This is a genomic window from Citreimonas salinaria (genome assembly GCF_900107235.1).
GTDB classification, from domain to species: Bacteria; Pseudomonadota; Alphaproteobacteria; order Rhodobacterales; family Rhodobacteraceae; genus Citreimonas; species Citreimonas salinaria.
Genome location: NZ_FNPF01000002.1, coordinates 20305 through 34543 on the forward strand (window position 1 = coordinate 20305; position 14239 = coordinate 34543).

A 14239-nucleotide genomic window follows, 5' to 3' on the forward strand; every position below is an offset into this window, starting at 1 on the left:
CGCGTCCCGCGGATCTCGCCGGATGCGGCGGCGCAACCGAAAAGCACGAACCGGGCGGCCAGGGGCGAGGCAGCGCCCCCAGTTGCCGTCAGCCCAGCGCGCGCCAACCGATGTCGCGGCGGTAGAACCCGTCGGGCCAGTCCACGCGTTCGGCCAGCGCATAGGCGCGGTCGCGCGCCTCGGCCAGGGTCGCACCCCGGGCAGTGGCGTTGAGCACCCGGCCGCCGGCCGACACGATCCGGCCCTCCTGCCGGGCCGTGCCGGCGTGGAACATCTGGTGAAAGCTGTCCTCGGGCAGGCTTTCCAGCCCGCCGATCGTGGTGCCGGTGTCGTAGGCGCCGGGATAGCCCGCGGCGGCCATGACCACCGTCATGGCGTGGTCGTCGGCCCAGGTCACCTGCGCCTCGGCCAGCCGCCCCTCGGCGCAGGCATGGATCAGGTCCAGCGCCTGGCCGCCCAGCCGCATCATCAGCACCTGGCATTCGGGGTCGCCGAAGCGGGCGTTGTACTCCACCAGCCGTGGCGCGCCCTCCTCGATCATCAGGCCCACGTAGAGCACCCCGGAATAGGGCGTGCCGCGGCGGACCATCTCGGCCATGGTCGGGCGCACGATCTCGTCCAGCGCGCGTCGCGTGACCGCGTCGTCCATGATCGGGGCGGGGGAATAGGCACCCATGCCGCCGGTATTCGGCCCGGTGTCGCCTTCGCCCACCCGCTTGTGGTCCTGCGCGGTGCCGAAGGGCAGGCAGGTCTCGCCGTCGACCAGCACGAAGAAAGATGCCTCCTCGCCGGTCATCATCTCCTCGATCACCACCTCGGCGCCGGCCGCGCCAAAGCTGCCGCCGAACATGTCGTCGATGGCCTCCAGCGCCTCGTCCTCGGTTCGGGCGAGGATCACGCCCTTGCCGGCGGCCAGCCCGTCGGCCTTGACCACGATCGGCGCGCCCTGGTCGCGCACGTGCGCCTTGGCGGCCTCGGCATCGGTGAAGTGGCCGTAGCGGGCCGTGGGCGCGTCCACCGCGTCGCAGATTTCCTTGGTGAAGGCCTTGGACGCCTCGAGCCGCGCGGCGGCGGCCGAAGGGCCGAAGACCGGGAAGCCCGCGCCGCGCAGCACGTCGGCCACGCCCGCGGCCAATGGCGCCTCGGGGCCGATGATCACGAGGTCGATGGCGTTCTCGCCCGCGAACTCGGCCACCGCGCCCCCGTCCAGGATGTTCAGGTCGGCGCATTCCGCGATCAGCGCGATCCCGGCATTTCCCGGCGCCACGATCAGCTTGTCGCACTTGGGGTTCTGCAGCGCGGCCCAGGCAAGGCTGTGTTCGCGCCCGCCGCCGCCGAGGATGAGGATGTTCATGGACCGCGCCTCCGTTGCTTGGCCCGCCTCATAGCCAGCGCGCGCGGGCAAGGGAAGGTCAGTATCCCAGGCCTTGCAATGGAGCGCCCGAAAGCACCGCTTCGTAGATGTCGCGGGTGCGGGCGGCCTTGGCGTCCCAGATGAACCCGTCTTCGGCGAAGCGGCGTGCCGTCTCCGCGCGCGCTGCCATGCCGGCGCGGTCGTCGGCGGCGTCCAGCATCGCTTGGGCGAAGCCGTCGACCAGCGTGTCCAGCGGCGCCATCGGCACCGTGATGCCGCGACCCTGATCGGCCAGCCAACCGGGCGCGCCGTAATCGGTGACGATGCTGTCCATGCCGCTGGCCATCGCCTCGATCACCACGCCCGCGCCCAGTTCGCGGATCGAGGGAAAGACGAAGGCATCGCAGTTGCGCATCCAGTTCGCCACGCCCGCCTGATCGGTGCGGCCGTGCAGGGTGACGCAATCCTGAAGCCCGTGCTCGGCGATCAGCGCCTCGATCCGCGGGCGTTCGGGGCCGTCGCCGAGGATTACGAGCCTGTGCGCCCGCAGGGCAGGGTGGCGGGCGAACGCCAGCACCGGAAGCTCGGGCAGCTTGTAGGGCACGAGGCGTCCTGCGAACAGGAATCGCAGCCGGCCCTGCGGGTCGCGCGCCCCGGCCGGCGCGGCGCCGCCGGCGTGGAACAGGTCGGCGTCGAAGCCGATCTCGGGGAAGGGCACGATCCGCGCATCCTCGACCCAGGCAAGGTCTGTGCGGGTGTGCTCGAACGCGCACAGCACGGCCGCCGCGCTGTCGTAGGTCGAGCGGGCATAGGGCAGCACGCGGTAGAGGCCGCGCAGCGCGCGCAGGCGCTCGCGCTCGCGCGCCTGTTCGGCGGCGAAGGCGCGGGGCCAGTCGAGATTGCCGTTGAGCGGCCCCAGCACGAAGGGCACCGGCAGGCGCCGCGCGATCCAGCTGGGCATGGTCGGCGTCATCGGCGTCATCCGGTGGACAAGGTCGAACCGGCCCGCGTGCAGGGCGGCGCGGAAATGCTGCCAGGCCGCACGCTCGAAGGCGAGGTAGGGCAGGTAGCCCATCGCCATCGAGGTCGACCAAGCCACCTGATCGCCGCCGCGCAGGCGCGTGGCCAGCCGGTGCATCGGCGCCGCGATCCACTCATTGTCGAGGTAGACCACCTCCATCGGCGGGCCCGCCGCCTCGACGTTCGGGCGGTTGCGCACATGCGTGGCGACGGTGACGTCGCAGACGCGCGACAACGCGCGGGCGTACTTGTAGCCCACGACCGGCAGCGACGGCCATTCGGGGTTGAAATCGTCCGCCAGCAGCAGCACCCGCGGCCGCCTGTCGACTGTCCCTGCCTGCACGCCCGCGCCTCCTTGCCCGTGCCCCGTGATTAGGCCGCGTGCGGCGCCCTTGTCCACGCCGGGTGCTTTCGGCCCGTCGCTTGGTTCGCTAGTGTGGCGCAAAACGGGCAGGGAGTGCGGGCGATGGACCTGATCGACGACGCGGGCGCGGGCAACACGCCGGAATTTTCGGTCTCGGAACTGTCCGGCGCCGTCAAGCGCATCATCGAGGGCGAATTCGGCCATGTCCGCGTGCGGGCCGAGGTTGGGCGGGTGTCGCGGCCGCGTTCGGGGCACGTGTACCTCGACCTCAAGGACGACCGCAGCGTGATCTCGGGCGTCATGTGGAAGGGCGTCGCCGCGCGTCAGGAGACGCCGGTCGAGGAGGGCATGGAGGTCATCGCCACCGGCCGCCTGACCACCTTCCCCGGCCAGTCGAAATACCAGATCGTCATCGAAGACATCCGCCCCGCCGGCATGGGCGCGCTGATGGCGATGCTGGAAAAGCGCCGCGCCGCGTTGCAGGCCGAGGGGCTGTTCGACCCCGCGCGCAAGCGCAAGCTGCCCTACCTTCCGGAAGTGATCGGCGTCGTGACCTCGCCCTCGGGCGCGGTGATCCGCGACATCCTGCACCGGCTGCGCGACCGGTTCCCGCGCAAGGTGCTGATCTGGCCGGTGGCGGTGCAGGGTGCGGCTTGCGCGCCCGAGGTCGCCCGCGCCATTGAGGGCTTCAATCGCCTGACGCCCGGTGGCGCGCTGCCCCGGCCGGACCTGCTGATCGTCGCCCGCGGCGGCGGCTCGGTCGAGGATCTGTGGGGCTTCAACGAGGAGATCGTCGTGCGCGCCGCGGCGGCCAGCGCGATCCCGCTGATCTCGGCCGTGGGGCACGAGACGGACACCACGCTGATCGACCACGCCGCCGACCGGCGCGCGCCGACGCCCTCGGCCGCGGCCGAGATGGCGGTGCCGGTGCGGCTGGAACTGGCGGCCTGGGTCGGCGACGTGCAGGCCCGCATGGCCCGCGCGATGGGCCACCGGGCCGACGCGCGGCGCCAGCGCCTGCGCGACCTGTCGCGCGCGCTGCCGCGGGCGGACGAATTGCTGCAGAACCCGCGCCAGCGGCTGGACGTGCTGGCCGACCGCCTGCCCGCTGCGCTGTCGCGCGGCGTGGACCGCCGGCGCCTGCGGCTGAGCGAGTGCGGCACCCTGCGCCCCGGCCTGCTGACCCGCGCCATCGCGTCCGAGCGCGCGCGCCTGAACGACCGCGCGCACCGGCTGTCGCCTTGCCTGTCGCGGCTGATCGCGAACCGCCGGCAAGCCTTCGCGCAGCAGGCAGCGCGGCTTCGCCCGCAGGTCTTGGCGCGCGACGTGGCGCAGCACCGGGCCAAGCTGGACGACCTGTCGCGCTGCCTCGACGAGGCGCAGGCCGCCCGGCTGGCCGAGGCGCGCCGCAAGCTCGACGCGCTGGACCGCCTGCGCGAGACGCTGGGCTACCGCGAGACGCTGCGCCGCGGCTACGCGGTGGTGCGCGGCGACGGCGGCGTGGTGACGAACAAGGAAGCGGCCGAGAACGCCACTGCGCTGGAGATCGAGTTCCACGACGGCCGGCTGAAGATCGGCGGCAGCGCGCCGAAGCGTGGACCCGCCAAGGCGCCCAAGCCCGAACAGGGTTCGCTGTTCTGAACACGCGCGGCCCGATGCGGCCGCGCTTTTCTTTTGCGCGGCACTCGCCTAAGCTTTCGACACTTGCGTCAAGCCCGGGAGGGAAGCCGATGGCCGACACGGAAAAACCGCTTCTGATCAAGCGTTACGCCAGCCGCCGGCTCTACAACACCGAGACGTCGGACTACGTCACGCTCGAGGATATCGCCGGCTTCATTCGCGACGGGCGCGAGGTCAAGATCGTCGACCTGAAGTCGGGCGACGACCTGACCCGCCAGTATCTTCTCCAGATCGTCGCCGAGCATGAAAGCAAGGGCGAATCCGTCCTGCCGATCAACGTGCTGACTGATCTCGTGCGCAGCTACACCACCGCGCAGACCAGCATGGTGCCGCAATTCCTGGCCGCCTCGTTCGAGGCGTTCCGCGACAGCCAGAGCAAGTGGGTCGAGAACATGAGCGCCATCAATCCGATGGCCAAGGTCCCCGGCTTTGACGCGATGCAGGCGCAGCAGGCGGCGTTCCTCAAGGCGATGACCGGCGGCGGCATGGGCACGGGCATGGGCGCGAACTGGTCCGGTCCGGGCGGCGGCCCCGGCAGCGACGAGGCCGGCGACGACGACGACGACCTGGACGCGATCAAGCGCCAGCTGCACGAGCTTCAGACGCGCCTGTCGAAGATGAACCGCTAGGGCGGCGGCCGCTCAGACCCCCAGCCGGTCGCGCATCGCGAACCAGCTCATCGCCAGCACCAGCAGCGGGTTGCGCAGCGATGCGCCGCCGGGGAAGGCGGGCGCGGGCAGGGCGGCGAAGGTATCGAACCCCTCGGACCGGCCGCGCACGGCCTCGGCCATCAGGCGGCCCGCCTGCGTGGCGTTGCCCACCCCGTGACCGGAATAGCCCGAGGCCGACAGCACGTGCTTCGATATCCGCGCCAGATGCGGCATGCGCTTGCGGGTGATCGCCAGCGTGCCGCCCCAGGCATGGGTCAGCGGCACGTCGGCCAGATGCGGGAAGACGCGCAGCAGCGGCTTGCGCACGGTGGCGCGGATGTCGCGCGGGAAGGTGTAGCCATAGCTCTCGCCGCCGCCGAACAGCAGGCGCTTGTCATGGCTGAGCCGGAAGTAGTTCACCACGAACCTGTCGTCGGCCACGCCGACGTCCCGCGTCAGAACCTCGGCCGCGCGGTCGCCCAGCGGCTCGGTCGCGACGACGAAGTTGTTGATCGGCATGACCTTTGCGCCCACCTGCGGCGCGAGCCCGCCCATGTAGCCGTTGCAGGCCAGGATCGCGTGGTCCGCGCGCACGCTGCCCTGCGCGGTGCGCAGGGTCACGCCGTCCTCGTCGTCGATCGACAGCACTTCCGCGCCTTCATGGATCACGGCACCCGCGCCCGACGCCGCGCGCGCGAGGCCAAGCGCGAAGGCCAGCGGGTGCAGATGCGCGGCACCCATGTCGAGGATCCCGCCCCGGTAGGCCGGGCTGGGGCAGAGGGCATGGAACGCCTCGCGGTCCAGCACTTCGAGCGGGTAGCCGTAGTGCCGGTCCATGTGGCCGGCATAGCGATGCAACTCGTCCACCGAGCCGGCGCTTTCGCCGGCCCAGGCGATGCCGTCCCTGATATGGCACTCGATCCCGTGGCGCGACACCAGATCGCGCACCAGCGCCTTGGCCCCCTGGCCGAGGTCCCAGAACTTTCGCGCATCGTCGCGTCCGACCATTTTCTCGAGCGTCACCTGGTCCTGCCGCTGACCCGAGCCCAGCTGCCCGCCGTTGCGCCCCGAGGCGCCGAACCCCACGCGCTGCGCCTCCAGCAACACCACGGACAGGCCCGCCTCGGCCAGGTGCAGCGCCGCCGACAGGCCGGTATAGCCGCCGCCAACGACACACACGTCGGCGCGAACGTCGCCCTCGAGCGGAGCGAAGGGCGGCAACGGATCGACCGTCGCGGCATACCAGCTGTCGGGATAGGCGCCGCGCGCGTCGTTGGCATAAAGCAGGTTCATTCGCGGCTCCTGGTGTTTCCCTGGTCAAGTATCCTTGGCGGCCCGGCGCGGAACGCCCCGGGCCGTGTCCGGGGGGCGAAACGCCCCCGGGGGCCTGCGTGCCCCGAATGCAAGCGTTCCCGCACGCCCGCGGGGCGCTTAGCCGGATCACGCCGCCGGCTCATGCGCTGCGTCACACGTTCAGCAGCAGATGCTCGCGCTCCCACGGGCTGATCACCTGCAGGAATTCCTCGTACTCGGACCGTTTCACGATGGAATAGACGCGCGCGAACTCCGGGCCCAGGATGTCGTGCAGGTCCTTGGCGGCGTCGAACATGTCCAGCGCCTGGCCCAGGACGCGCGGGATGTCGCCTTCGCCCTCGTAGGCATCGCCGCGGAACTGCTTGGACGGGCGCACCTCCTGCATCATCCCGAGGTAGCCGCAGGCCAGCGACGCGGCGATCCCCAGGTAGGGGTTGCAATCCATCCCCGCCAGCCGGTTCTCGACCCGGCGCGACTGCGTGTCCGACAGCGGGATGCGGATCCCCGTCGTGCGGTTGTCGCGGCCCCATTCGAGGTTGATCGGCGCCGCGTGGTCGCGCACGTAGCGGCGGTACGAGTTCACGTAGGGCGCCAGCACCGCGATCGCCGCCGGCATGTGCTTCTGCAAGCCGCCGATGAAGTGGTAGAACGCGTCCGTCTCGCCGCCCTGCGGACCCGAGAACAGGTTCTGGCCCGTCTCCAGGTCCAGCACCGAGTGGTGGATGTGCATCGCACTACCCGGCTCGTCGGCGATCGGCTTGGCCATGAAGGTGGCGAAGCAGTTGTGCCGCAGCGCCGCCTCGCGGATCAGGCGCTTGAAGAAGAACACCTCGTCGGCCAGCCGCACCGGGTCGCCGTGGCGCAGGTTGATCTCGAGCTGGCCGGCGCCGCCTTCCTGCGTGATGCCGTCGATCTCGAAGCCCTGCGCCTCGGCGAAGTCGTAGATGTCGTCGATCACGGGACCGAATTCGTCCACCGCGGTCATCGAATAGGCCTGCCGCGCCGCCGCCGGACGGCCCGACCGGCCGGTCATCGGCTCGATGTCCTTGGCCGGGTCGAGGTTGCGGGCGATCAGGAAGAACTCCATCTCGGGCGCGACCACCGGCTTCCAGCCCTGCGCCTTGTAGAGGTCGCAGACCCGCCGCAGGATGTTGCGCGGTGCGCAGGAGACGGGACGGTCCTTGCGGTCGAAGGCGTCGTGGATCACCTGCAGCGTCCAGTCGCCGGTCCAGGGGGCCGCGGTCGCCGTGCTCATGTCCGGACGCAGGATCATGTCCCGCTCGATGAAGCCCTCTTCGCCGGCGGCCTCGCCCCAGTCGCCGGTGATCGTCTGGAAGAAGATCGAATCCGGCAGGTGGAAATGCTTCAGGCGCGCGAACTTGGACGCCGGCACCGCCTTGCCGCGCGCGATGCCCGGCAGGTCCGAGATGATGCACTCGACCTCGTCCAGCCGGCGCCCTTCGAGGTAGCGCTGCGCCGCCTCGGGCAGGCGCGAGATCCATTCGTCGCTCATGCGATGCGCCTTTCGCGGAAGAAGGTGGCGAACTGGTGCGCCAGGGCGGCGTCGTCCAGGGGCGCGCCCACCGTGTCGCGCGCCTGTTCCAGCTGCGCGTCGGGCACCACGCCCTTGCCGCGCGTCTCGATCAGCCCCAGAACGAAGGCGTCGTCGAATTCCGGATGCGGCTGCACGCTGTAGGCCTTGCGCGGGTAAAGCAGCGCCGCATGGGTGCAGAAAACGCTGCTGGCGACGGTCTGCGCGCCCTCGGGCGCCTGCGTCACCTGGTCCTGGTGCCACGCCTGAACTGTGCGCGGGCCGTCCGGGAAGTGGTAGACCTGCGGCCCGACGGACCAGCCGCCGGGGAACTTCTCGACCTTGCCGCCCATCGCCTGCGCGATGATCTGGTGGCCAAAGCACACGCCTACGATCGGGCGGTCGGCTTCGAACGCGTCGCGGATGAACTGTTCCAGCGGCGGGATCCACGGGTGATCCTCGTAGGCGCCGTGGCGCGAGCCGGTGATCAGCCAGCCATCTGCCGCCTCGGGGCTGTCGGGAAACTCGCCGTCGACCACCGACCAGGTTGTGAAGGAAAAGCCCTCCCCGGCCATCAGGCGGCGGAACATGGCGCCGTAATCGCCGTGTTCGGGTTCGAGGTCGGGTGGCGTGTGGCCGGTCTTGAGGATACCGATATGCATGAAACACCAGGTTTTCGGGTTTGTCAGACCGTGTCGAGGTAGATCTCGGTCTGTTCGGGCTGCGTCAGCTCGCCCATGTACAGCTTTTCCTGCCGCTTCGTCAGCACCATGTTGCGGATCAGCATGTCGGGAAAGATCCGTTTCATCAGGTCCGACTTCTCGAACGCGTCGATCGCGTCGCCCCATTCGGTCGGGATGCGCGGCAGGTCCAGCGCGTAGGCGTTGCCGGTCACCGGCTCGGGCGGCGCGATCTCGTCCTCGATCCCGGTCAGCGCGGCGCCCAGCATGGCGGCCAGCGCCAGGTAGGGGTTCACGTCGCCGCCCGCCACCCGATGCTCGATCCGTCGCGCGGCCGGCGCGCCGGCGGGCACGCGAATGGCCACGGTGCGGTTCTCGTAGGCCCAGCTGATGCCGGACGGCGCGTGCGCCTCGGGGACCAGCCGGTCATAGGAGTTCAGGTGCGGCGCGAAAATCAGCGTGCTGTCGTGCATCGCCCGCAGGCAGCCGGCGATGGCGTGATGCAGCGCCGCGGTGCCGCGCGCGCCGCCGTCGTCGAAGATGTTCTGCCCCGCCGCGTCCAGCACCGAGAAATGCGCGTGCATCCCCGAGCCCGAGTAATCCTCATAGGGTTTCGCCATGAAACTCGCGGCGAAGCCGTGTCGCCGGGCGAGCCCCTTGACCAGCCACTTGAACAGCCACGCGTCGTCGGCCGCGCGCAGCACGTTGTCGGTGTGCACCAGGTTGATCTCGAACTGCCCCAGCCCCGCCTCGGAAATCGCGGTGTCGGCGGGAATGTCCATCGCCTCGCAGGCCTCGTAGAGCTCGGTGAAGAACTGGTCGAAGGCATCGAGCGCGCGGATCGACAGGATCTCGGCCGCCTTGCGGCGCTTGCCCGAGCGGGGCGAGACCGGCACCTGCAGCGTGCGCGTGGAATCGTCGATCAGGAAGAATTCCAGCTCGACCGCGACGACCGGTGTCAGACCGCGGGCGCGGTAGCGTTGCGCGACGCTCGCCAGCGCGTGGCGCGGATCGCCGTCGAAGGGGCGGCCGTCCTCGTGGTACATCCAGATCGGCAGCAGCGCCGAGGGCGCCTCGAGCCAGGGCATCGGCACGAAGCCGCGGTCGGTCGGGCGCAGCACCCCGTCGCGGTCGCCGGTCTCGAACACCAGCGGGCTGTCGTCGATGTCCTCGCCCCAGATGTCCAGGTTCAGCGCCGACATCGGAAAGCGGGTGCCTTCGGTAACGACCTTCTCGGCATAACGCGAGGGCACGCGCTTGCCGCGCGGCACGCCGTTGAGGTCGCAGGCGGCGGCACGGATCGTGCGCACCTCGGGATGGGTTCGCAGCCAGTCGAGCGAAGGAGCGGGCATGGGGGCCTCGTGTCAGATTTGATCAAATTCGTAACCCGCCGTCCCCCGCGTTGGCAAGGGGGGCCGTCGATCGCCGCCGTTCCGGATTCCGAACCGCCCGGCGCGGCTCAGCGGATCAGGTTGGGCCGAAACCGGACCTTGGGGCGCACGGAGGACGGCAGATGCCGGTTCAGCCGCCGGTTCACCAGCCCGAACAGCCCGATGATGCCCAGCGTCAGCAGGATGAAATATCCCGCGAGGATCGGGTAGGGCACGAACGGGTTGAACGTCTTGTCCGCGAAATAGCTGGCGTAATAGAGCGCGTCCCCGCGCTGCTGCCACGCCGGGAAGCCCGAGAAGAACACCAGCGTCGTGGCGTGGAACAGGAAGATCGCCTCGTTCGTGTAGGCGGGCCAGGCGAGCCGCAGCATGGTGGGCCAGGTGATCTTGCGGAACTTGGCCCAGCCGTGAAAGCCGTAGGCATCCGCCGCCTCGGTGTCGCCCCGGGGGATCGATTGCAGCGCGCCGTGGAAGATCTCGCCGGAATAGGCGGCGGTGTTGAGGAACAGCACGACCAGCGCGCCCGCCCAGGCGGTGGTGAACGGGTCGAAGACGGGCGAGACCGACTTCAGCGACAGGAAGGCGAAATAGGCGAAGAAGAACTGGATGAACAGCGGCGAGCCGCGGAACACGAAGATGAACCACGTCGACAGCGTGCGCGCCACCGGGTTCGACGACGCCTTGCCCAACGCCACGGTGGTCGCCAGGAAGAACCCGGCCGACAGCGCCAGCACGCCGAAATACACGTTCCAGATCAGCCCCGAGCCGATCAGCACGAATTGCTGGCACAGCGTGAAATCACTGCGCGGCAGCAGCCGTTCGCCGATGCCGATCGACCGAAGCCCGTAATCCGCGATCGTCTCCCAGCAGCTCACGAGACACCCCGCCCGACGGAACGCGCCGCGCCCGCCGTTTCATCGGTGCGGGAACGAGCGACGAAAGCCGTCCCCGGACGACGCGGGCAAGGCCCCCGTTCCTGAATCGCCGCCACCGGGCGACGGGGCCCCGGGCCCCGAACCACGTCCGCCATCAGGCCGCCTTTCTCTGCGCTTCGCCGGCCGCCGTCGCCTGGCCGCGGCTCAGCCGGGCCATGACGCGGTCCAGCACGATCTCGGACACCCGCGTGAACACCAGGTAGAACACCAGCAGCGCCAGGAAGTACCAGACCCGCCAGTCGCCGTGCGGGTAGTCGGTGAAGCGCGGCGTCTTGGCGCCGCCCAGTTCGCGCGCCCAGAACACGATGTCCTCGATCCCCAGCAGGAACAGCAGCGGCGTGGCCTTGATCAGCACCATCCAAAGGTTCGACAGGCCGGGCAGGGCGTAGACCCACATCTGCGGCACCACGATGCGGCGGAACGCCTGCCGCCGGGTCAGGCCATAGGCCTCGGCGGTCTCGATCTGCGCGCGCGGCACCGCGCGCATCGCGCCGTACAGCACGTTCGCCGCGAAGGCGCCGAAGACGATCGCGAAGGTCAGCACCGCCACGCCGAAGCCATAGAGCTCGTGCACCCATTGCGGCGCGTTGCCTAGCGGCAGCTTCGCCGCGTCGCAGACGACGAAGTCGTTGCCCTGCCGCACCGGCTGGTCCCAGTCCGGGCACAGCACCTGGTGGCGCGTCCACTCGAACGCCTGGTCCAGCGCGATCACGAAGAACAGGAAGAACGCGATGTCGGGCACGCCGCGCACGATCGCGATATAGCCCTTGCCCAGCCACGACACCGGCGGGATGCGCGAGCGCGCGGCCATGGCACCGCCGAAGCCGAAGGCCATCGCCGCCGGCGCGGTGATCGCCAGCAACAGCAGCACGGTCCCGAACGAGACATAAAAGGCCATGTGCTTGCCCGTGGTCAGGTAGCACAGATACCAGGCGATGCCGTCGAGCGTGGCGGGATCAGAGCAGAAGGAAAAGATGTCTCGGATCTCCCGGTCGCGGGCGCCGCGCTGCCGCGCCGCCCGCATGAAGGGGAAGGGCGGGCCGCGGCCCGCCGTTCCGGATCAGAACTTCGGCGAATCCTCGCCCAGCCACTCGGCGATCAGCTCGTTGAGCGTGCCGTCGTCCTTCATGGACTGGATCGCGGCGTCGAACTGCGCGCGCAGCTCGGGGTCGCTTTCGCGGAACGCCATGCCGATGCCGCCGCCCAGCGGCACGTCCTCGCCCACGAACACCATGTCCGACGAATCCTCGACCACCGGGATCAGGAAGTCCTTGTCGGCCATGATCGCGTCGGCCTCGCCCGTGGTCACGGCGGCGACGGCCTCGTCGGGGTTGGGGAACTCGACCAGGGTCGCGCCCTCCATGCCCGACACGTGCTGGGCCTGGATCGTGCCGGTCTGCGCCGCGATCACCGCGGTCTCGAGGTCCACGTCCTCGCTCATCGCGGCGAAGGACGAGGGCGACGGCGGCGTGTAGTTCTGGGTGAAGTCGACGACCTCCTCACGCTCGGGCGTGATCGACATGCCGGCGATGATGGCGTCGTAGTTGCCGCTGACCAGGTTCGGGATGATCGAATCCCAGTCGTTGGTGACCCATTCGCAGGTCAGCTCGGCGCGCTCGCACAGCTCGTCGCCGAGCACGCGCTCGAAGCCCGCGACCTCGCCCGAATCGTCGAGGTAGTTGTACGGAGGGTAGGCGCCTTCGGTGCCCAGCCGCACGGTGTCCTGCGCGAAGGCCATGCCGGCGGACAAGGCCAGCGCCGTCGTGCCGAGGATAAGCGTCTTCATCGGAAATCTCCCTGAGTTTCTTGCGGCACCCGTCTCCGGACACCGGACTGCGCCGGAAGGTCCGGCAAATCGCCGTCGATGGCAAGGGGGCCGTGCGGTCACGCGCTCCGGCTCAGGCGGGCATCGTCGCCGAAAGGAAGCCCTGCAGCCGCTCGGATTGCGGCGCGCCGAACAGCCGCTCGGGGGGGCCTTCCTCCTCGATCAGGCCCTGGTGCAGGAACACCACGTGGTCGGACACGTCCGCCGCCATGCGCATGTCGTGGGTGACGATCAGCATGGTGCGGCCTTCGTCGGCCAGCGCCTTGATGACGCGCACCACCTCCTGTTCAAGCTCGGGATCCAGCGCGCTGGTCGGTTCGTCGAACAGCAGCGCCTGCGGCTCCATGCACAGGGCGCGGGCAATCGCGGCGCGCTGCTGCTGACCGCCCGACAGTTGCGCGGGCCAGGCATCGGCCTTGTCGCCGATGCCCACCTTCTCGAGATACCCGCGCGCCGCATGCTCGACCTCGGCGCGGTCGCGCCCCAGCACGGTCAGCGGTGCCTCCATCACGTTCTGAAGGATGGTCATGTGCGACCACAGGTTGAACTGCTGGAACACCATCGACAGGTTCGTGCGGATGCGCAGCACCTGCTTGCCGTCGGCCGGCCGGCGGTTGTGGCCTTCGCCCCGCCAGCGCACGGGCTCGCCCTGGAACAGGATCTCGCCCTGCTGGCTGTCTTCCAGCAGGTTGCAGCAGCGCAGCAGGGTGGACTTGCCCGACCCCGACGAACCGATCAGCGAAACGACCGTGCCCGCCGGCGCGGTGATGTCGACGCCTTTCAGGACTTCGAGCGCGCCGTAGGCCTTGTGCAGGTTGCGGATCTCGATGACGGGCGGCTGGTCTGCGGTCTGCTCGGGCATGCGGGTCCTTTCGGCGGTTCGGGGCAAACTGCCGCAAAACACCGCCCCTGTGCAATCCGCAAAGCCGTGAACGCGCGCGTTGTCAGCCAGCGCCCTCGACGCGCTGGCGGGCCAGCGCGCTGTCGCGATCGTTGATCCCGAGGAAATTCGACACCATCCGCAGGATCGAGTCCTCGTGCGCGTCGCGCTCGCCATCGGCCAGCGCGATCTGCCACAGCGCCTCGATCACGCCGATGCGCGCCTCGTGGGGGACAGCGTCCTTGATCGCGCGGGTGAAGCGCACCGTGTCCGGGGCCTCGGCCTCGAGCCGCTCGGCCTCGCCCCGCAGCTTCGAGGCCTCGAAGGGCGACATGCCGTAGCGCTGCGCCGCGATGCGGTCGATCCAGGCGCGTTCGGCGTTGTCGTAATCCCCGTCCGAGCGGGCGACGCGCACCAGCAATGCAGTCAGCGCCAGCCGCGCGTCCTCGTCGGGCATGGGGTCGGGTTCGGGCGCCGTCAGGCGATTGAGGAAGTCTGCGAACATGGACTCCATGTAGGCGCTGCGGCAGCGATCGGCAAACGGCAGGATGCGGCCTGGGCGATCAAATCCTAACGAGGTATGAATCCGTCTCTGCAACCCATTGAAATTCCTGG

At 69.7% G+C, this 14239-nt stretch carries 13 protein-coding genes; 2 read left to right on the forward strand and 11 right to left on the reverse strand.

Features of this window, described 5'->3' with window-relative positions:
• Positions 1–88: 88 nt before the first annotated feature.
• On the reverse strand, positions 89–1354 hold the full coding sequence (gene purD, locus BLW27_RS02575; protein WP_089878821.1) for a phosphoribosylamine--glycine ligase: 1266 nt from the start codon (positions 1352–1354) through the stop codon (positions 89–91).
• Between the two features lie 58 nt (positions 1355–1412).
• On the reverse strand, positions 1413–2717 hold the full coding sequence (locus tag BLW27_RS02580) for a glycosyltransferase family 4 protein (protein WP_089878824.1): 1305 nt from the start codon (positions 2715–2717) through the stop codon (positions 1413–1415).
• A 123-nt stretch (positions 2718–2840) separates the two neighbouring features.
• Here BLW27_RS02580 and xseA point away from each other — a divergent pair, with 123 nt between their 5' ends.
• Complete coding sequence (gene xseA, locus BLW27_RS02585; protein ID WP_089878827.1) at positions 2841–4379, forward strand: exodeoxyribonuclease VII large subunit; 1539 nt, start codon at positions 2841–2843, stop codon at positions 4377–4379.
• A gap of 89 nt (positions 4380–4468) precedes the next feature.
• Positions 4469–5047 (forward strand): polyhydroxyalkanoate synthesis repressor PhaR, encoded by a 579-nt coding sequence (gene phaR, locus BLW27_RS02590; protein ID WP_089878830.1) that lies wholly within the window; start codon positions 4469–4471, stop codon positions 5045–5047.
• A gap of 12 nt (positions 5048–5059) precedes the next feature.
• Here phaR and BLW27_RS02595 read toward each other — a convergent pair whose 3' ends face one another.
• The 9 genes from BLW27_RS02595 to BLW27_RS02635 all read right to left on the reverse strand — a co-directional run bounded on the left by BLW27_RS02595 (position 5060) and on the right by BLW27_RS02635 (position 14129).
• On the reverse strand, positions 5060–6361 hold the full coding sequence (locus tag BLW27_RS02595; protein WP_089878833.1) for an NAD(P)/FAD-dependent oxidoreductase: 1302 nt from the start codon (positions 6359–6361) through the stop codon (positions 5060–5062).
• 172 nt (positions 6362–6533) lie between these two features.
• On the reverse strand, positions 6534–7895 hold the full coding sequence (locus BLW27_RS02600) for a glutamine synthetase family protein (protein ID WP_089878835.1): 1362 nt from the start codon (positions 7893–7895) through the stop codon (positions 6534–6536).
• Positions 7892–8575, reverse strand: coding sequence for a type 1 glutamine amidotransferase (locus BLW27_RS02605; RefSeq protein WP_089878838.1), 684 nt, complete (start codon positions 8573–8575; stop codon positions 7892–7894). The genes BLW27_RS02600 and BLW27_RS02605 overlap by 4 nt, the downstream gene beginning before the upstream one ends.
• Before the next feature lie 23 nt (positions 8576–8598).
• Entirely contained in the window at positions 8599–9945 is a 1347-nt protein-coding gene (locus tag BLW27_RS02610; RefSeq protein ID WP_089878841.1) for a glutamine synthetase family protein, read from the reverse strand.
• Between the two features lie 107 nt (positions 9946–10052).
• A complete protein-coding gene (locus BLW27_RS02615) occupies positions 10053–10859 on the reverse strand; it encodes an ABC transporter permease (protein ID WP_089878844.1) in 807 nt (268 codons plus the stop codon).
• Between the two features lie 154 nt (positions 10860–11013).
• A complete protein-coding gene (locus BLW27_RS02620) occupies positions 11014–11895 on the reverse strand; it encodes an ABC transporter permease (RefSeq protein ID WP_089879696.1) in 882 nt (293 codons plus the stop codon).
• A gap of 84 nt (positions 11896–11979) precedes the next feature.
• Positions 11980–12705 carry a transporter substrate-binding domain-containing protein gene (locus tag BLW27_RS02625; RefSeq protein ID WP_089878848.1) on the reverse strand — a complete coding sequence of 242 codons (726 nt, stop codon included), beginning with the start codon at positions 12703–12705 and terminating at the stop codon, positions 11980–11982.
• Positions 12706–12817: 112 nt separating this feature from the next.
• The gene (locus BLW27_RS02630) at positions 12818–13606 is read right to left on the reverse strand and encodes an ABC transporter ATP-binding protein (protein WP_089878851.1); all 789 of its coding nucleotides are present in this window, start codon (positions 13604–13606) and stop codon (positions 12818–12820) included.
• An 82-nt stretch (positions 13607–13688) separates the two neighbouring features.
• Entirely contained in the window at positions 13689–14129 is a 441-nt protein-coding gene (locus BLW27_RS02635; protein WP_089878854.1) for a tellurite resistance TerB family protein, read from the reverse strand.
• Positions 14130–14239: the final 110 nt, after the last annotated feature.